We start from the raw sequence: 20,533 nt of genomic DNA, 5'->3' as shown, positions 1-20,533 counted from the left end.
TCCACAAAACGCAACCGCGGGCTCTGGCCCGGGTAACGGGAGAACCATCCCGCTTTCAGAACACAGCGTGAAGCGGTTCAAGGAGTTCTTCGAAGCAAATGGGGCAGTCGACATCACTCCCCGATCGGTAGCGGCGCGCGTCAAGTCGGTTAGCGAATGCACCCTCAATGAGCGTGTCTCCCCGCAGACACTACGAGCGACGTTCGCCAACCGACTCCTGCAAGTTGGCGTCCCTCGGTGTGAATTCAATCAGCTACTCGGATACTCCCCGTCAGAAGCGGACAAAGTACCCCGAGGAGAGTATCGAGTCGCAGAAGAGAAGATTCGCAAGGGGCTCTACTAGCCCCTTGTAACCCCGAGTCTGGGTAAGTACGACTCCGGGGGCGTTCCCCCGCACGATACAGACGTAGACCCACACCCCATCTCGCGTCTGCAAGTCCATATGACTGGATGGGCTGGGACTGCGTTTGATTCAACAGAGGACTAATTCTACCATCAGATTTGACATGTGCTCCAGCGAGGTGAATCGCTTCATCGATGCTCTTCAGAACGGTTGTTCAATACCGCCGGCATCGGTGGTGGTGCTCAAGTCTTCACGACGGTCGTCGCGATTTTCAGTAGCTAGCAGTAAGGTTAGCGCTACACTCAGTGCTAATCACTACTGTCACGGAACCCCCGGGTAGTGGGACGGATTCATCTTGACTAGAGTGTGATGGTCCCGACGACGAGTGTTCATAATAACCCGTTCGTGGACGGTGCAGCTCACCCACACACCACCGTCGAAGTGATCTATGTACCCCTTTATGCCCAAAACCCAGAAGACACACACCCCACCTCGCATCTGCAAGTCTGTCTGTGAGAGGGGGAGGGGGAGTTCACACCTGGTTTGAGAATACAGTCGGATTTTGTCGATAGAATTCGAAGACACACACCGTCTCGCATCTGCAAATACCTCATAGACAGGGCGTGCAGTTGTTCGAACGCGGTTGTTCGAGATAGAGATCGTTGCTTAGGTGGTGTTTGAAGGGTTGATACTGCGAAGTAATGCTATATCTACTAGCTTTGTCTAGAAGATAGTAGTAGGCAAATATTGCTTGTACCATAAAATACAATCATACCCACACAGCAGCACCAGCGTTCATATCAGTCGTTTTTAATTTCTCCACCCATCCGAAGCGCCTATACTAGCGTTTGCAAGTCTTCACTCACTCGATCGCACGACAGCGTGCGATTAGATGAGCAATCAGTTACAGACGCTACTATATTTATGAAACGTCCTTACCCCCTCCCCCCGTCTTCTCAAACCGATCTACAGATGCGAGACGGGGTGTGTGTCTATATTAGATAGTTGATGGTTATGAGGGTTTTCGGCCAATAGAACGGCTAACACGCAACTACAGATGCGAGACGGTCGGTTTGGGCCAGTAGTCGATACCCTTGAAATCGTGGTTATCAAGCGCCCTACTGCACACTTGCAGATGCGAGATACTGTTTCTACAGCCTCCAATAAGGCGATGCCATTTCTGTGAAGGATCCAACCCGTGTGGGACAGGGAGGGAGTGAGGTCAGGAAGCGTTGTGGGAGAAATCATTTCGAATATGGTGTGGGGGAGTCCTGATTGACACCCCCAATTCCTCACCTCGCCGATGACAAATAGTAAAGTAGGTTGATTGACTCCACCATCGTATGAGCGCTCTCCCGGACGGCGGGCGGGACCCACCGTCCCTCTCCCGCGCATTCTCTCACGACGAGGTCAACATGGATCTGACCATGTGCGGCCTCCTGCCGGAGCGAGCTGAGGAACTCGCACATCTGTACGAAGAACACGAAAACTGGAACCAGGTGAAAGAGGTCTGGTTCGAGGAGCGTCGTGCGAATCGCAGCACGAAGGGCAGCTCGCAGAAGATATACCGCGTCCTAACGTCGCGATTCCAAAACGCACCCGCCAGCCTTCCCAACCCCCGCGATCTACCCGGCGTATTGGATTCCTGTGCGACGTCGCGAGACAAAGCGCAAGTGCTCTATCCATATCTCGTCGCGGATGACGCGCTCGTTCGTTACGTCGTCCATGAGTACGTCCAGCGGCTCTCAGAAGGCCAGCCTGACGCTCTCAACTTCTCGAACGAGTCACTCACGACTGCCCTGGACCGGTTCGAATACGCCGACGGGTCAGCGTTCGACTACGCTGACTCAACCATAGAGCGATGGTGCGAAGGGTTCCGCTCGGTTATGCGCGAAATCGGTGTACTAGAGGATCAGCAAACCGTCGTCGGCAGCCCGCCATCGTTGGGCGACACACCACTCCTCGTGGCAATGGGCTACTCGTACGAGGAGGGGGATGATGGCTGGGTTGAGTCACCTGTTGGACTTCAGTATCTGTTCCAGCCGAGTGACCGGTGGGAGGAGCTCTACGACAGAGCCGCTGAAACTGGCGCATGGGAGTTCGTCGAACTCCACGGGAGTCTCCAGCTGCGGCCAACTGACGAGCCGTACTCCTGGATCTCTCAAGAGGGTGGTGAATAATGGTTGACGCAACGTGGTTTGAAGACCTTCCCGAGGACTTCGAGGAATCGGTGCGAATTGACCGCGAGGATTCGTCTGCGGGTGCGAACCGCCACAGAAGGCAAGCCATCGACTCGTACCATGTGACGGCCGACTCCCAGCGCTTCCTCGAAGACTTCGTCAACCGACTGCTCGGTGAGACGGAGGATATGCGCACAGGGTCGAACTACTGGCTCTACGGCTACTACGGAAGCGGGAAGAGCCACCTGCTGACCGTCCTCGATGGACTGATGGATACAGAGTGGCTCCAGAGTCGCTACGACGACATCTGGACCGATCTCGTCCCGGACACGTCAACCGAAGCCGATCTCGACGAGTTGCGCGACGAGTGGGAACGCGTTCACTCAGAGTACCACGTCGTCCCCGTCTCGGTGAACTTACTGAAGTATCAGGGCCAGAAGCAACGCAGCTTCAGTGAAATCGTTCTTCGGCACGCTCACCAGAATCCGATCCTCACCGGCGTCGATGACAGTATCTCAACTGGACTGTCCACCCAACTCGACGTCGCGTACTTCGAAGACTGGTACCAGACGACCGAAGCCTGGCCTGAACGACAAGATCGAGCGGCCTCAGTCGTCGATGGAGTGACTCCGGAGGCACCGCGATACGAGTGGGAGAAAGAGGGCCTCTGGACAAACATCCAGCAGTACAGTGCGCTCTCCGATGTCGTACTCCCAGAGCTCTTCGAAGACGTAACGGGCACGCGAGATGGCTACACTGACCTACAACCCTCGGATATTGATCCCGAAGAGGTCGTCAGCCGCCTCGAAACGCTCCGACGGGCCCGGGAAGAGGAACTCGGGGAACCAGTCAAGCTCGTCCTCCTACTCGACGAAGTCAGCCTCTTCATTGGGACTGATTTCGAGCGTCTCACCGAGCTTCAGACGCTTGCGGAAAACGTCGACGACATCGGTGGTGGTGACATTCAGCTCGTCGCCACGGCGCAGGCGAAGATTGAGGACGTCCAGCCGAAGTTCGCGGCGCACGGTGCCGATTTCAGTATCGTCAAGGACCGTTTCCCCCACCGGTATCAACTCCCGAGCAAGCACGTCGGGGACATCGCCAAACGGCGGCTCTTCCAGAAGTCAGAGACCGGGGAAGATGCGGTCGGACGAATCCTCGCTGACGCCGATGTGAAGCCGGCTGAATCGCTCGTCTACAACGAGATCAAGCAGAACACGAAGCCACCACTCGATGCGATTGACGACGAGGAACTCGAAGAGTTCTACCCGTTCCTGCCGTACCACGCGCCGCTCTTCCTCGAAATCCTGTTCAACCTCCGTCGAGAGGCGAACGACCCAGCGAAGTCCATCTTCTCGGGAACTGCACGGGCCATTCTCGCGCTCATGCACGGGTTACTTATTAACTGGATCGACGAAGGCGAAGAGGATCACATCGTCTCACTGGTTGACTTCTTCGAGCTAATCGAGCCCGAACTGCGCGAAATCCTCTCGCAGGACATGCGTGTCGTCGAGGGCGCCGAAGAGACGACCGGCATCGCAGACGAGGTTGATGACGAGGAGAGTGAGATTCAGGAGTTCGACCTTGACGTCGCAAAGGCGGTGCTCTTGCTCCAGCACGTCCACGAAATCGTCCCCCTGAACGAGGGGAACATCGCGGTCGCCGTGATGGACGACCTGAACGGCCAGTCCTGGATCAGCACGACTAATCGCGTCGAGGAATCGCTGGATCGACTTCAGAAGTTCATTCGGCCAACGCAGGACGAGAGCGGTCCCCGCTATCGATTCGCGACACAGGAGGAGCGCCTCATTTACGACGAGACCGAGGAGAACGAAGCTGATCCCGACTGGGTGGAAATCGTCGAGACGCTGGACGAACACCTCTGGGAACGCCTCACTCAGGACCTGTCTCTCCCCGAGTCAGTCCCGTACGGTGAGTCCGGGGATGAGTATCCGGTTTCGTACCACTTCCAACTCGACGGGACGACGTTCGAGACCAGTATCGAATCTGAAGGCGGGCTGGATATTGACGTCGCAATCCAGGGCGTGCGCCCGGATGCAGAGCCAGAACAAACCGATGAGGACACGCTCTACTGGGAGATCGACACGGATGGGCTCCAGGACTTACGCAAACGACTAATCGAGTGGTGGGCGCTTCGGGACGCGATCGCATCGCGTGACGCACCACCGGCAGTCGAGCGTGACCTCGAACAGCGTGCGAGCGCCGTCCGAAGCAAGCTGACCAGCGCAATGATGAGCGGTTCGTACACCGTGAAGGACCGGACGGACATCGGCGGTCTCTCAAAAGCGGTTCAGGTCGCGGTCGATGTCGCGTATCCCGACGACTTCCACCCGATGATGCTCCAGGTCGACGAAAGCCGACTACGAGAGCTACGGGAACTCGACAGCGATGCGCCGCTGCCAACGTGGGCGCGAACAATTCAGGTACCCGCCTCGAACCAGAATGGAGAGCAGGGGAAGCAGACAATCCAGCGAAACGTACTGTCGCTCACTGGTCGCCAACTGAAGGACCGCGAGGAGGGCCTCAACATGAATACGGTCCTCGACGGCATCATCGAGCAGAAGCCGTTCTACGAAGAGACACGACCCGCACTCTGCGCCATCATCTGGGGATTCTGTCGAAAAGGACGGCTGGTACCCGTCGACGAAGACGGCAACACGCTGGCTGACGAGGCCGTCCTCGACCTCGATAGTCTCTCGACGACACGACTGAAACTGCTCCCCCGGAAACCACTCGGAAAACTTCTCGAAGAAGGAGGCTTCAAAGAGACGACCGAAACCGTCGCAGACGGCCTCATCAATCTCCAGGCGGCCAACCAGCAGATTCGCTCGAAACTCACCGGCCTTCAGGAAGACGTCTCCTTAGTCGTCGATACTGACGTTCGAACCGCCGAAGTTACGGCGCTACTCAACGCGTTTGCTGACGAGCTATCTGAGCGAATCGAAGACGTGGATGACCGACTCTCGATCGTCAAGTCCCAAGACGACGGCATCGAGGATGTTATCGACGAGACGAACGAGGCACAGGAGTGGATCGAGGAGGTCGTTGACGTCTGGAACCGGCGCCTTGCGACGCTCCAACAGCTGGACGCAGTGTTGACGGTTGGCGACAGCCAGTTCGACTGGGTTGACGAGGACGCCCAATCTGCGATTACCGCGCGTTCGTCTGCGGTCGCGTCGTTCGACGGCGAGTGGTGGACGACTGACGGATGGAGTACCTTTTCCAGCGAACTGGTACCCGATCTCGCTCCCGAACTCGAGCGCTCGTGGGAGTCGTTTGTTGACAAACGCGGCCTGCGGGAACTCGTCAATCGTATCGAGGAGCATCCGTGGGTGCTTCCGGCGACTGACCTCCCTGCTGGCGTCCACATCGCCTTTGAGGGCGAGTACATCACGCCGATGCGTCATCTCCAGCAGTGGTACGAAACGGTCGAGAACGCCATTACGACGCTGTCAGACGATGCAGATGCAGACGTGATCGTCGACGTGACCGACGACATGGCACAGCTAGAACCACTCTCGCAAGCAGTCGAGTACGACCCAGTCGAGTTGGATGATCGACTCGACGAACTGTCGGCGATTGTCGGTGACCGCGCTCCCGACGACATTGACCAGATCGGCATCGTTCCCGCCGACAGGCAGAAACTGGATCGCCGGTTGGAACGAATCGTTGAGCAGCGAGACCTTGAGATCGAGGAGACCGACGAAGGGGTGATTGTTCGATGAGCCAGACAAGTTCGTCGCCGTACCGCGAATTCAAGCAGAAACTATGTACCTTCGCCCAGGGCCAGCACGGGATTCGGAACCCGTTCGTCATCGCCGCCGTCGACCCGGCAGTCGAACACCAGGTTACGAACCGTCTGGAGACCTGGTCGGGTGGCCGGATGGAACAACCAGAGATTCCCGACGAGGTAACTGTCCAGCCGATCTGGCTCGACGAGCTACTTCCCCAGACCGACGTGTACAAGCTCCTGGTCGACTTGGGCGAACCCCTGGCCGATCTCGGGGGTGACGCATCACCGGGGAAGCGAATCGAGGAGACAATGCAGGATCAGCTCGCCGAAGAGCTCGTTCAGCAGATGGTCGAACACGAACTCAGTGAAGCCCAACTGGAGACCCAGAGCCACGTGGTTCTCCTCCTCAACCTCGGCAGTCTGTATCCGTTCACGCGCGCGTCAGAACTACTCGATGAACTCGACCGACGGAACGTCAAGTCCACCATCGGCATCCCGTTCCCTGGAGATGTCGTCGGTGGGAAGCTGAGCTTCTTCGGCGGTGAATCACGACACTACTACCCGGCCCACCAGATCGACGGCCAGATTCAGGGGGTGCATCTCCAATGACCATCGGCGACCTCTTCCACAGCGACCCAACTCGACAACTCGAAGAAGTACAGAAAGTCAACGCCCGCGAACGGGCCGAGACCGACGTTAGAGAGTTCCACCAAACAGCCAGCGCCCAACGAGTCCTCGAAGAACTCGGCGAGGTCATTCAGACTCATCCCGGTGAAGCCGCACGGTTCCTCTACATCCACGCGACGTTCGGATCCGGGAAGACCCACCTTCTGAAGCTGGTCGGTCTCCTCGCCGACGACGAGTCCGAGTTCGCCTACCTCGGTGATCGGTTGGCTGAGAAGTGGCCGGGTTTCGATGAGCTCCAGCGGTCCATCACTGACTCGCACGTCGACCGGCTCAAGCCAGTCTTCCTCAATCTCCTCGACCGTGATGCGTCGAAAGAGCCACCTCTTCCGTTCCTCATCTTCGAGGCAATCGGCCGCGAACTCGGGTATCCGACTGACCCGAATTGGCTGCTCGAGTGGGCCTGGACGCTCGATATGGAGTACGAGGGCGTCTGGGAGTCGCTTCAGGAATTCGAGCACGATGGGAAATCATTCGATGACGTACTCGCTGAACGGGCGTCACTCCGCAGCTGGCTCTATGAGGCGTTGCCGGCGATGGCAGAGACGTCCGGGACGGAACTCGACAGCCGTTCGGGCGTGAAAGCGTCCATCGAAACCGCGGAAGCGGACGTCGATCCCGAGACGTTCGACCCCGAGGACCTCGTCTCACGCGTCGAGACTGCGGTGGACTCACTCAACGACGGGGGAAAACGAACCGAACTGCTGCTGGGTCTGGACGAGGTGGCGCTTTTCGTCGGCGATAGTAGCCATCGCTACCGCGAGTTCGAGGAGACGATGGAAGCGCTCCAGCGCGGTCCGAACCCGGTCGTCGTCACGACGGGCCAGTATTCACTCCCGGATACGCGCGAGAGCCTCATCGGTGAACCTCCGGAGGATCACTGGACGCATCAACAGGTCCCGCTCGAAGGGGCTGACACCGAGATCATCGTCAGGAAGCGCTGGCTCCAGAAGTCAGATCCCGATGGGGCGGATCGTGTCCAGTCGCTGGTGGCGTCGATGCCCGACCTATCGCTCGATACGTACGCCCCCGTGACGAGCGCGGACCCAGACCCGATCGAGTCCTACCCGTTCCGTGAGTACGACCTGTCGCTACTGCGGGCGGTGATGCAGGAACTCATCACGCAGGGTCGGTCAACCGACCGAGACTACATCCAGGGTCGGGCACTGCTTGTCTTGGTTCGGTCGCTGTTCACCAAGTTCGGGTGGGCGTCAAAAGAGGAGGGCTCGCTCGTCACGTGGGACGTCCTGTTCGACCTGCTGGTTGAGGAGACGACGTACCTCCCGCTGTGGGTTCAGGAGATAATCGACAACACCCTGATCCCGACGTTCGACGGCAACGAAGACGCGTGGGAGGTGCGCCTCGCGAAGGGGCTCTACCTCTTGAACCAGACGCCGGCTGTCCCCTCGACACCGGAGAACCTCGGTCGGCTGATGGTCGACGACGTCACGGCGTCTGTCGACGACGTCGTTGAGCGAACTGAGTCGGGGCTAGAGACCCTCGTCGACAAGCAGAAGGTGCTCACCGAGACGAACGACGAGGGCGACGAGGTGTACACGCTCGTCTCCGAGGAGCAGGAGAGCATTCTCAGTCGCGCGCAGGACAAGGCCGCGAAGATTTCCCCGCATCAGCTGTCCGCGTGGCTGGAGACCCGGCTGCGCGAGAACGACGATTTCTTCCGCAGCGACGGGAGCCGCCACGAGGTCGACGTCGGCGACGAGCGCCTCGTTCCGCTTCGCTACGATTACTCTATCCTCGAACCGGTCGATCGGGCACCGTCTCCAGAGTACGACGCACTGCGCGTTCGCGTGCTGGCCGATGACCACGATACGGTCTCAGACCAAGTCGAGACGTGGCAGGAGATCAACGACGGCCGCGACGGTGGTGAACACGTCCTGATCACCATCGACGTGCCCGAGACGATGCTCGAGCGAATTCGCAACGTCATCGGGATGGGGCAGGTGCTGGACGAAGAGACCGAGTCCCATGAAGAACTCGAGCGCGAGCACCGTACCGATAAGCGGCGTCTTGAATCGTCGGTGACCGAGGTTCTGGAAGATGCATCAGTGTACACGGTACACGAACATCGCGGCGCGCGCTCCAGCGTACTCGACGACGTCATCGCGGACCAGGTCGACACGGTGTTCGGCTCGTCTCGGAAGACGCTCTCACGACCGCTCGTCGAGGTCGACGACGCGAAGTCGATAGCGAAATTCTTCCGCGGCAGCAGTGAGTGGCCGCTCTCTGACGCAGACGCTGCCATGCTCGGCGTCGACACCACCAGGACCGAGATTGCCGACACTGGGTGGTGTCGCGAGTTCATCGAGAAGTATGAATCCCAGAAGTCGGTCGACGTCGAGACGCTCCTTCAGCAGACCCAGACCTCGAACGGGGACTACCGCGGGACGCCCCAGGAGTCGATCGCGGCGCTCCTCATCACGCTCGCAACCTCCAACGAGTCAGTCGCGCTTAAGCAGGACACCGAGTACGTGACTGACCCTGCCGCCATCGGTCGGCAGGTGCGGACCAAGGGCGGATTGACGTCACTCCAGGTTCGCTTTGGCGTCGAGATTCTTGACCCTAAGAAGGTGAGAGAACTCGTCACTACGGTACTCGACGAAGAAACAGAGGGTGACGGGCCGGACGAGTGGTTGGGTCAACTCGGAGAGTGGGTAGATGAGAATAGTGCGACCGTCAAACGCACGCTGAAGGAAGTGAACCGAGAGTTCGATGTAGCGCTCGATGCGTTTGAGTCGACAATCGAACCCGCCCTCAGCGGTGAAGAGCTTTCCACGTCCGACCTGGGGAGTGAGGATGTCCTTGACCAGGTACTCGAGGAAGCGAAGACCTTCGCGGACGCTCGCGCGCTCTTCGGCGTCGAGGAAGACGGGACGACGCTCTGGGAGCGCTTCAGTGATGAGCTGGACACGATGACGTCGCTCTATCCGAACGCGTCGATCACCACCAGCATGCGTGCGACGGCGGAAGGCGATACCGTCCCTACCGTTTCGACGGTTAAGTCACGGATTGAGGATGCAGCGGGTCACCGCGTCGACGAAACGTCAGCGCAGTACCGGCGGATTACGGGGGACACCACCACTGAGTCTGACCCCGACGCCATCTGTGACGACCTGCGTGCGTGGCTCCAGTCGAACGAGGAGGACGTTCGAGGAATCGTCGATGCGGCGACTGACGAGTTCGACGACGTCGTGCTTGGCGACCTGGAAGACGTGTTCAAGACTGCCTGGGACGGCGGAAGTCTGTCGGAACGTGACCTCGTTGACTCCAGCGTCGTCCAGCAGGCTGAGACGTACGAGCAAGTTCGCGAACTCTTCGACGACACTGGTGGTTCGAGTCTGTGGTCGCAGCTACAGGAAGCTGGACGAGAACTGCGTGAGGAACATCCAAAGTCGCCGACGACCGAGGCGGTCGAGACTGCGCTCGCCTCTTCGCGGCCACCAACGAAGCGACGTGTGCGCCAGCTCATCGAGCGTGCCAATGACCCGAAGCCACCTGGTGCAGACGACGACGCGTGGGCCGAACTTCAGATGGTCGCCGAAGAACTACGCCAGGAGCTTCCGAACGCCGACGTGACCGATGAAGTTACATCGGCTGTCGATGCTGATGAGCGGCCGAGTGAAGACCGTGTGAACGAGCTGCTCTCGGAATCAAAGACCGTGTTGGAGCGGATTCAGAGTGTGAAGAATCGTCTTGATGGGTTAGAGGATGGTAGTATCGTCTTGGTCGAAGAATAATATGCATTCGTAGTTTTCCGCCAGTAGCCTTCAAGAGATAACTCCTTGAGATTCCAGATGTCTAACGAAGAAATCAGGAATCCTTCCCCTTCGGCTCTGAAGATATTCGTTAACATCGTCTACATTCGAAGGAATGCGCAGTTCTAAAGCAACTGATCTATCGACACCTTGTGACATCAACTGAAGTTCAGCGAAATTCATTGATCCCATTTCCAGCATTCGGTCAAAGTTTTTCGTCCACTTGTTGAGTTCGTAATCAGACTCCTCTAGAATATCAGTGAGCATGCCATAATACTTCACAAGCACAAATCGGACGTCGTCATTCACCAAGTCCAGAATATTCCTAATAGATTTACCAATATCCTCATCCGGCACATTTTCATTATTACGGCGTGATTTAATCATCGTATTATAAGATTCGCCTTGCAACCACTGGTTTGCGACGATAACGATCGGTACAATTGCCCCATGTTTCGTTTCTCTATTAGCTGGGTCAATATCGAACTCATCGTCCTTGGTGAATTTGAAAATTTGATTTAGTTGCTTGGTGATTCGAAGAAGCCTATCGTAGGAATATTCGTTCCTATTCTCAGCTATTATCCATTTCTCTGGGTTATTTATCACATGATTATACAACCTATCCTGCTCGAGAGGATCGACCGTTGGATTCCGCCGCAGGAGCCTTTCCGGGACATTCACATTATCCAAACTGTTCTCCAGTTCGCCTTCAATAGAGTCAATCTCAGACTCCGACAAGCCCTTTCCTTGGAGATAGTTCCCTACATTATAATCTGGTTTTAAATACCGTGAGCGAAGGAGGACTGAAGTATATCGGACCGCACTGTCGTCCAGCTCTCGTAAGTCCTGTTGTCCAAGAGCGGAAATCAATTCCTCAGGATTATCTGTTGCTTGTGTTGTGGCTGGTTCAACAGTCTCCTCTGTATCATCCTCTAACTTATCGTCAACCCACTCGTCATCCTCGGCTTCAATACAGTATATTGCTCCGTAGAGTTTGGAATCAACACGACCTACTCGGCCAACTAAATTCTGGAAATCAAGTTCTGAAAGTTCGTCGTCCCCCCTGTATGCGCTGGTTAGGAATATTTTTTCAGCAGGGAGATTCACGCCTTCGAGCAAAGTAGACGTGCAAACGATCGTGTCAAGACCTTCCTTGTCGCGATACAGGTCCTCAATTTCTTCTCTCGCAATCTTTGGAACACGACCATGATGGAACGCCACCCCCTTTTCCAAGTAATCAATTAGTGGATAATCTTCGTGAATCGTATTACGCAGGAACTGCCGCAGTTCGTCGATTCTAGAAGACGTTACCTTCTGTCCTCGCTCTTTCGCGATTTGACCAGCACGGTTTTCCGCAAAGTTAGTTTTTCCCGCATACACCAAGTTTTGGCTATCTGTACCATACTCGTCAATAAGGGTGGTGAGCGCTCTTTTCTTACTTGTATCGACTGTAGTGTATGTTAGATCATCTGGCTCGGGGATTGTGAAGCGTAGTTTTTCGCCTGTTGGACTATAAAGAATCACATCTACAGTGCGTCGTGAACCGCTCTGATTCGCTTCCTTCTTGAATCGAAGGATCGCCTTCATCTGGAGAACTGGCGTGAATGCTGTTTTGATTTCTACAACCTCACGATTCGATAGGGATCTTAGCGTATCGGACGGACTCTCAAGATAGGGGCCTGCCGCAACGATTTGGGTATCTTTCCAAGAATCAGTCAGTAATTGAATAATATCTTCAAATAAGACGCCGCGTTGTCCATCTTGGACGTTCTGAATTTCATCAAAGAATATCAGGTGAGGATCGATCTTTGCTCTGGTATCATTGTCGATCAATCGAAGGCAACGCTCGGGAGTAACTACTAAAAACGTATGTTTGACCTCTGAGTTGCCCGAACTCTCCTCCTCAAAGTACGCTCCTGTTCTGACTTCTACTTCATCATGGAGTCCTGAAAGCTTCTCGCTGACTTCTGAAATGAGAGCTCGTGTGGGAACAACGTAGATCGCTTCGAAGTCCTCTCCTTGGTCAAGTTTCCTTTCGATGTACTTTCTCAGGATGAATGACTTACCAGACGACGTTGGCCCTGAGATAGCGACATCTTTCTCGGCATTAAGAGCGTCTAATATCTCTTTCTGGAATGATGAGAGGATAGTACCATCATCCAGCTCATAGCGTTCCAGATCCGTACTGAGTTCCAGGCTTAATGCGGTGTCAAGGGAGGAAATCAGCTCTTCCTCAAAACTAGCTTCGGCTTCCTCCCGGCGGACGGTGTCAAAGGTCTGGAGGTTCCCCACCCTCGAAAGAACGATGTAGAGATACCGCTCATACACTTCCGAATATTCTTCGTCACGATACTTGATGTAAGCTAGAATCGCAAACGCGAGAGCCTCTGATTGATGTTCTTCATCGTCACTTGATGCTAGCAGTGACGCAACCCATGCACTCTTCTGAATCTGACTCGGTGGGTTGTCATTCCATCTGCTGGTCGTGACATCTAGGTCGTCATGGAGAAGATCCTTGATAAGCGAATTCAAAGATTCTCTGAAGAATTCTAACTCTGAGGCGTTATCGTAGGTAGACATTAGTCTCCAGTGCTATACGGATAAATTTCGCCTTTCATCTTCTCACTAAACCGGTCTTTGTCCTCAAGCGGCAGGAAAAAGAAAACCAACCAGTGTTTCTTCAGATGGTCATATTCATCCTCAACTTCTTCTTTCACTTTTGACAACAGATTTGTCTCTGAAAGATGTTTCTGGATACGGTCAAGAAGTTCACCATCATTTTCGGCTGGTTCCTCTTGTAATTCCGCTAGTTCGGGTTCATCATAACCGATGAAAATGGGATGCATAATCTGATAATCGCGCTGCTTAGTTGTGAAAAGTGATGCTAATTCTTCTATTTTCTCTGAAGAGAGATTTTCACTGAGATTCCCCGCTGCAACTGCTAATTCGTGTTGATTCCTTACCTGACTGCCGTCTTCATGAAAACGATCAGTGCTGTCCAGGGCTTCTTCAATACCATCAGCGAGGTCACTATACATTTTAGCCTCTCCTAAGCCGAGGCTGGGTGACCCCTCATATTTCCCGAAGAACAATCCATCAGAACCCTTGATTTGGTCGACTGGATTTTGTTTCCATCCCAGCTTGTGGGATACCATGGGAATATCCAGAATACCATCCACGAGGGTAAACAGTATTAATTCGCCCCATTTGCCGTCGTATCTGGCATCTTCCTTGTAATCAGATAGCTTCTGAGCCCTATGCATCGGCCTATCGAATTCTTCGACTTTCTCCTCAGGAAACGCGAAGTACATGTACTTCTCCCCAAGGAACTCGATGAAGCTATCGTAGTCTATAGTACCGTAGTTTGGACTAACTGTGTAGGAGCTTACCTTGATCTTCTTTTCTTCCAACTCCTCTCCCTCACAGAGATGATTTTTCAACTCATTCTCGTTGATAATCGTGTGTTCTGACCAAGGGGTCCGGAATCCTTCGTCCATCCTGATGGTGATTGGTTCACAAGTGAAATAGGCACCTAATAAATGTATTCCAAAAGTCAGGAGCGACGTCCCGATCTTTCACCCTATCGTGGATATGCCACAAACCTAAGTCATAATACAGATTTGTGTAGTGGCCTCAAACCCATCTACAACCCACCGAATAGATACTGGCAGAGAAAACGACTTTGGACAAGTACGAATAGGGAAATAGCATGACGAACCCGCTGTTTTCTACATACACCCAGGGCGAGAATCGAGTAACATCGACCCTACTCGCGGTGCTCGAACACGTCAACAGCCGTCTGGGCGAGGACATCCTCGAGGCACTCGTCGATGAATCTGATCTCTCGCTCGTCGCGTTCGACAACCAAGTGACTGGCGTGGACTCAGTTCCGGATGCAGCTATCCGGGGGTCGACTGCCCTCTGGTTCGAGACCAAGACGAGCCGGAACGCCGTCCGACAAAGCCAACTTGAGGACCATCTCAAGGCCCTCGATCAAGACCCGTCAGACCTCCAGCGCTTGATCGTGCTCACACCCGACGAGCGCGTCCCCAGCGAAGTCCAGGCGATCGACGATGACCGCCTCGTCTGGGCGAGTTTCGATACACTGGTCGGCACCCTCGAATCGGTGCTCGAACGCGACGTCGGAAGTGCCGAGGCGAGTATGTACGTACCGACCGAGCGCGAGGCGTTCCTGTTGCGGGAACTGATGCGCTTCATCTACGACGAGGAGCTCGTGAGCGGGAAGGAAGACCGCGTCCTCGTCGTCGGTGCACGACGGGCGTGGGACGAATACCACACCTACGACCACTACTTCTGTCAGCCCAATCGTTCGTTCAAACCGGTGTCCCACCTCGCGTTCTACAAGGACGGCGAAATCAAGGCCGAAGTCCCGCGGGTAACCGGAAGCATCGAGAGCATCACCCTGGACGAGGAAACGGTTCGCAATCACTCAGAACTCTCCCACCACCAGGAGCAGTCATTGCTCGAATCGGTCGAGAAGATGCGTGCAAACGGGTCAGAGCGGTATGGGGACACGCAGAAGGTCTTGTTCCTCGAACCCGACCTCGAACTTGACCAACCCGTCCAGAATGACAAGACGGCGAGCGACTCGAATCGAACGGTGGCGTTCGTGCAGGGGCATCGGTACGTTTCGTTGTCGACGCTTCGAGAGAGTCCGCATCACACAACTGAACTGGAGGAGTGAGTTCACCTGAGCGAGTGCTCAGAGGTCTTCGTTGGAGTACGCGTTCCCCTCACTGTCGTAGACGACGTACCCTTCCCAGTCCGTGTCTGAAGGTATGCTCCCGATCTCATCGAGAGACGTGTAGGTGGCCACCTTTTCGAGAGCGTCTCCCGGCGGACTGTTGTAATCGATGCGGACGAGGACGTACCCCTGGTCGGGATACATCGCTTCTCGCTCGCGCCTCCCCGCGGACATATTGGACTCCTCATCGTCGCTCATGTTGATCACCGGGGGCGAATTGGCGGACGGCGTTGGTGACGCGATCTTGACTTGAATGCTCGAACGATTACCATCGCGACCGCACCCAACATGAAGGTCATAACCGCCGCCGTGCTTCCCGCAAGCATTCCCGCAGCTGCTGACGAGATGAGGAGGTACAGCACGACTCCTGATGCACCCAGGTTGACGTAGGCGACACCTATCGCCCCGATCGTCGAGGCGATTGGGAGAATCGTGAACGCCAATTCCCCCGCCAGGAGGATTGTAGAAATTTCCTGAGAGTACACACCACCTTCTGGTGAGAGCGTCTGGTGTACACTCCTCAGCTCACGGAATATTTTCAGGAATACTGGTATGAGGGCGACCGTGGCGACAGCTCCTGTGAAGGCGCTCTTAATCAGGAATTGCACTACGTCTGGTCCACTGCTGTTTTTCCGAGGTGTGGACATGGGCTATCAGCCCTACAGACGCGATTGATCCTGATAATTATTCTGCACGACCGGGGGAGCATACTCGTCGACGGATAGGAGTCGGACTTCCACCATCGGCAACATTAAAGATGGTCGTGTGATTCGGACATAGCATACACATCCTCCTATGGCAAGCGATTCTCTCACCCAACAGAAGGCCCAACTTGACAAGGACGAGCGTGAACACCTCGAAAGTGTAGTCGCCGGGATGCGCGAGCGTGTTGAGGACAACGTTGAGTTCCAGCTCAAGCAGAAGGATCTTGAGGACAAGCCCGACAGTCTTGGACAAGTAGATGATGAGACAGAACGCCTTGTCGAAGCTATTGAGTTAGAGGCTGTTGACGGGCACAGCTGGGATGAAGCCTTCGATCAGTATGTGACTGGCGTTGGCTATACTATCGTTAACCGGCTTGCGGCACTGCGGTGTATGGAAGTGCGTGACTTCATTAAAGAAGAGGTCACTGTTTTCAAAGATAACGGTCTGACTCCCGCAGCGGAAACCCTCGTTCACGAAGAGTTCCTTTTGGAGGATGAGGCGATTCTAGAGGCGTATCACAACGCATGTGACGAGCTTGCTCAGGAAATTGAAATCCTATTCGACCGGTCATCGGCGTACAGTCTGATCGACCCGGATAATGATACCTACGAGGAGCTTTGCGGAAAACTCGCCGAGGTCCCCGACAACGTATGGCGCGCTGACGATGTTCTCGGATGGGTCTACGAATACTACAACACACCGCGCTTAAAGGAAGTGCAGCGGAAGGCCCGGGAAGGGAGGTTAGAGATCGAGGATGTTCCGGCTGCTAACCAGTTCTACACCCCCCACTGGGTAGTTCGAAGTCTCACAGATAATAGCCTCGGGAAACTGTATCTTGAATCTACGAACCAACTTGATAGTACGATTGAGGAGCAGGCCTGCTTAACACCCTCAGAGCGGATTAATCGGGACGGTTCATCTGAAAATGGGACAGAGATCGCAGACCTCTGTACTTATCTAGTTGAGGAAGAATACCATGCTTCGAGTGCGGATTTCACTCACCCCTCTGAAATACGGGTCATCGATCCTGCCTGTGGTAGTGGGCATTTCCTTCTTTATGCATTTGATGTTCTAGAACGTATTTGGTGGAATGAATGTCCGGAAATCCCCCGGGAAGAGGTTCCCAAGAAAATTCTTCAGAATAATCTCTACGGGGTGGATATTGATCTCAGGGCGTGCCAAATCGCGGCACTCAGTCTGTATCTCAAAGCCAGGGAGCGTTCTGAGCAAGAGGGGGCGCAAGGTTTTGAACTTCCAGAAGTCGGCATTGTGTGTGCCGATGCACGTGTGGCAGACTCCGGAAACGCGGTAGACGTATTCAGTCAGGTTGCGGGAGAAAACCAAGAACTCCAAAACACACTTGAGGATCTCCTTACGCAGTTTGAAGATATTCATGGGCTCGGAAGCCTTCTTAAGGTCCGGGACTCCATCTCAGAAGAATTCCTAGATCGTCAGGCAAAACTCACCGAATCTTGGGGTAGCGCACGGAGTTTAAATGCATTTCTTGACGAACTGCACGACGCTATCTCGGAGCAACGGGACGGGGAGTCCTTCTTGGCACAAGACCTGAAGAGTTTCCTTAGGCTCCTTCAGGTGCTCTCTCAGGACTACGATGTGGCTCTCATGAACCCCCCCTATGGAGCAAAAAAGCGCATGCCTGAGGAAGTCTCTGATTACGTCGAAGAACACTACGAGTACGGGCCTGAATACTATATAAACTTCTTCGAAGTTTGTGAATCCGTGTTGAAGGAAGGCGGTCGAATTGGCATGATCGTCCCACGGACGTTTATGTTTAAAAGTAGTTTCCAAGATTTCCGTGAAGATTTCATCGGATCTGAAGGCTCGTTTGACTTCTTGGCAGAGTACGGAAACGATGTTCTGGATAATGCGACAGTTCGAACTGCGGGTACTGTCGTTAGAGTTGACACACAGACGAACAAAGAGTCATCAGGCACATTCTTTCGTCTCCATGATGTAGATACCTATGATAAGGAAGAAACCTTTGTTGAAGCTGCCTTCGGTGAGCAGTCAGGAGATATTCCTCGAAAATATGTCCGGCCGATTTCCGAATTTGACCTGATACCGGGATCGCCTCTCTCCTACTGGGCTTCAACTGATCTTAGGGCACTATATGACTCAGAGACAGTATTTGATGATGAGAATGGAAGCCTAGAGAAACGCGAGGGGCTAGGCTCTGCAAAGCAAGGCCTTAGCACCGCAGACAACGCAAGATTCGTTCGGAAATTCTGGGAAGGAACTAGTGATTACTGGACCCCATTCGCGAAGGGGGGGAAGGACGCTTGGATTCTGCCTAATCTTAATCTTGTTCTCGGTTGGGGGGAGAATGGGGAGGAATTGAAGCGGTTCGAAGGCTCTTATATAAGGAACGAAGATGCGTATTTCAAAGAAGCTCTAACTTGGACGTATATGAAAGCCGGCGGACGACGTTTCGGTTACCTCCACCCAGACTCTGTATTTGGCCGCGCAGGGTGCGTTTTTGTTCCAGATCGTGACGTATGGGATATACTATCATACGCTAATAGTAGTCTGACGACATATCTAATGATTTGTCAAACTCCGGACCGCCAGTGGGAGGTCGGATATGTCTCCAGACTTCCGTGGCGTGAAGACATTATCAACCAGAGTGATCTAGATATTCAAGCTAAAGAGATTGCAGGAATCCTCCTTGCTCTTAGAAGCGATGATATTACGTCCCCCCATTATACTGGACCAGCCCTTCTGAAGCAAGTTGAGGGCGCTGAACCTGATGCCCTGTTTGACCATCCTCACCGAACGGTACTTGACGAGCTTCCAATACCCAAGAACGACAAGAAGCTGAGCGCAACTGCCAGTATCTGCGAACTTTCCACCGCGACAGACAAACGAAAGGAGAAGCTTCAGGAGAGGCTACAAGACAAAGCAGATTACATTGACGAATACGTCTTTGACCTCTTTGAAGTGGACGAAGAAGGACGAGAAGAGGTCTACCGCGAAATAGCACTTCGTACTAACGAGGACCCGCGACAGACGGAAGAATACGATCCTGAGTCAGTCACAGAAACGAGGGAAAACACAGTCAAGTATGTGAAGAATCTGCTTGTACATCTCACTCACCGAATAATCCAGGAAGACCCAGATGGGATTGTTGAACTCCCAACCGAAGTTCAGTCGTCGCGAGAAACCCTACTAGAGGACATCGTATCAAAATTTGAGTCGGTATTTGGGGATGAACACGAGAGTCGTCTCGCAGAAATAGACGGTCTATTGGGGAATAAAGAACGTGCTGAAGAGGCGTACCCCAATCTCCGGGATTGGCTTCAGCAGGACCTCTTCGAATACCTGACCCAACAGTTTGAGAACAGACCGGTACTATGGAAGCTGACCACGAAGAACCTCGTTCCTGATCCGGAGGGTGAAGGCTTCTCCTGTCTTCTTGATTACCACCAGTTCGATACAGGTACCTTTGATCGACTAGAAAGCCAGTATCTCGAACCGCGTAAAGCTGAACTCCGAGAGCGTCGGAATTCCGCAGAGAGAAAGCGTTCAGATGACTCTCTGGCCGCTAGTGAACGGGCAGAAGCAACAGAAAGATTCGAGCAATGTAAGAGCGGTCTTCAACAAATTGAGCAGTTCCAAGACTCGATTCAAAACCTAATCAAGGAGAGCCCGCGAGACTGGGGTGAAGAAGACCGCGAAATCGCGAAAGCTCTCGAAGAGGATGTTGAGCAATTCCGCGAGGTCACAGAAGAAAAGATTCAGTGTTACGAACGGTTGCTGGAAATAAAAGATGAGAGTGAGTTGGAAGATACCTTTAGCGCCTCCTTTGTGGATACTCTTCGGGAGAACAAAGAGGAGTGGATCAGTGCTATAGAGGATCTTGAACATGCCGCAGGAAGTTACGCAAAAGGCGCGAATGAGCCCGTTGAAGCACACCTGTATGATCTACTCACCTACTTCGGTGATGAGCTGAAGGGGTCTGTGTGGCCGACCAGTACAGGAATATTGTCCATCGGATACTATCCCAAAAAGCAGGCGGACGACCTACTAAACGAGAACGGACAGCCAAAAGAGTCATTAATCGACGACGAAGCGAAGCTACTAGCCCAGATTGCCTCCGAGTTTGAACAGTACGAATCATTAGCAGAAGAGGTCGAATCCAAGTGTAACGACCTCGCAAGTAGGATTCCGTCCGAGTGGGAAGAACGAGCACTTTCAGAAATTACGACCGCTGGCTACCGGCCAAATCACAAACATGGCGTCGAAATCAACATCACGCCGCTCTCCGACGCCGAGATCGTTCCGAAGACTGTCGATGACAACGTCCTGTAA

10 protein-coding genes are annotated in these 20,533 nt (G+C 54.2%); 6 read left to right on the top strand and 4 right to left on the bottom strand.

Annotation, left to right across the window (positions count from 1 at the left end):
- Positions 1-1,686 precede the first annotated feature (1,686 nt).
- From EFA46_RS09090 to EFA46_RS09075, 4 genes are read left to right on the top strand one after another with little or no spacing between them, the layout of a single operon-like run.
- Complete coding sequence (locus tag EFA46_RS09090) at positions 1,687-2,523, top strand: BrxA family protein (RefSeq protein ID WP_123076498.1); 837 nt, start codon at positions 1,687-1,689, stop codon at positions 2,521-2,523.
- A complete protein-coding gene (locus EFA46_RS09085) occupies positions 2,523-6,269 on the top strand; it encodes a hypothetical protein (protein ID WP_123076500.1) in 3,747 nt (1,248 codons plus the stop codon). The genes EFA46_RS09090 and EFA46_RS09085 overlap by 1 nt, the downstream gene beginning before the upstream one ends.
- Positions 6,266-6,886, top strand: a complete 621-nt coding sequence (locus EFA46_RS09080; protein ID WP_123076502.1) for a BREX protein BrxB domain-containing protein — start codon at positions 6,266-6,268, stop codon at positions 6,884-6,886. Before EFA46_RS09085 ends, EFA46_RS09080 begins: the two co-directional genes overlap by 4 nt.
- Positions 6,883-10,716 (top strand): hypothetical protein, encoded by a 3,834-nt coding sequence (locus EFA46_RS09075; RefSeq protein WP_123076504.1) that lies wholly within the window; start codon positions 6,883-6,885, stop codon positions 10,714-10,716. Before EFA46_RS09080 ends, EFA46_RS09075 begins: the two co-directional genes overlap by 4 nt.
- A 30-nt stretch (positions 10,717-10,746) precedes the next feature.
- Here EFA46_RS09075 and EFA46_RS09070 read toward each other — a convergent pair whose 3' ends face one another.
- Both EFA46_RS09070 and EFA46_RS09065 read right to left on the bottom strand, forming a co-directional pair.
- Entirely contained in the window at positions 10,747-13,314 is a 2,568-nt protein-coding gene (locus EFA46_RS09070) for a DEAD/DEAH box helicase (protein ID WP_123076506.1), read from the bottom strand.
- A complete protein-coding gene (locus tag EFA46_RS09065) occupies positions 13,314-14,231 on the bottom strand; it encodes a DUF1837 domain-containing protein (RefSeq protein ID WP_123076508.1) in 918 nt (305 codons plus the stop codon). The genes EFA46_RS09070 and EFA46_RS09065 overlap by 1 nt, the downstream gene beginning before the upstream one ends.
- A 212-nt stretch (positions 14,232-14,443) precedes the next feature.
- On the opposite strand from EFA46_RS09065, the gene EFA46_RS09060 reads away from it, so the two are divergent.
- A complete protein-coding gene (locus EFA46_RS09060) occupies positions 14,444-15,439 on the top strand; it encodes a hypothetical protein (RefSeq protein WP_123076510.1) in 996 nt (331 codons plus the stop codon).
- 18 nt (positions 15,440-15,457) lie between these two features.
- Here EFA46_RS09060 and EFA46_RS09055 read toward each other — a convergent pair whose 3' ends face one another.
- On the bottom strand, positions 15,458-15,697 hold the full coding sequence (locus tag EFA46_RS09055) for a hypothetical protein (protein WP_148040667.1): 240 nt from the start codon (positions 15,695-15,697) through the stop codon (positions 15,458-15,460).
- Between the two features lie 5 nt (positions 15,698-15,702).
- Complete coding sequence (locus tag EFA46_RS09050; protein ID WP_148040668.1) at positions 15,703-16,107, bottom strand: hypothetical protein; 405 nt, start codon at positions 16,105-16,107, stop codon at positions 15,703-15,705.
- Between the two features lie 187 nt (positions 16,108-16,294).
- Between EFA46_RS09050 and pglX the strand changes: the two genes are divergently transcribed.
- Positions 16,295-20,533 carry a BREX-5 system adenine-specific DNA-methyltransferase PglX gene (gene pglX / locus EFA46_RS09045; protein WP_123076514.1) on the top strand — a complete coding sequence of 1,413 codons (4,239 nt, stop codon included), beginning with the start codon at positions 16,295-16,297 and terminating at the stop codon, positions 20,531-20,533.

This window comes from Halarchaeum sp. CBA1220, from assembly GCF_003721175.2.
GTDB lineage: Archaea > Halobacteriota > Halobacteria > Halobacteriales > Halobacteriaceae > Halarchaeum > Halarchaeum grantii.
Note: the sequence above shows the minus strand (reverse complement) of the source record. Positions and strands in the feature narration are given on the sequence as shown.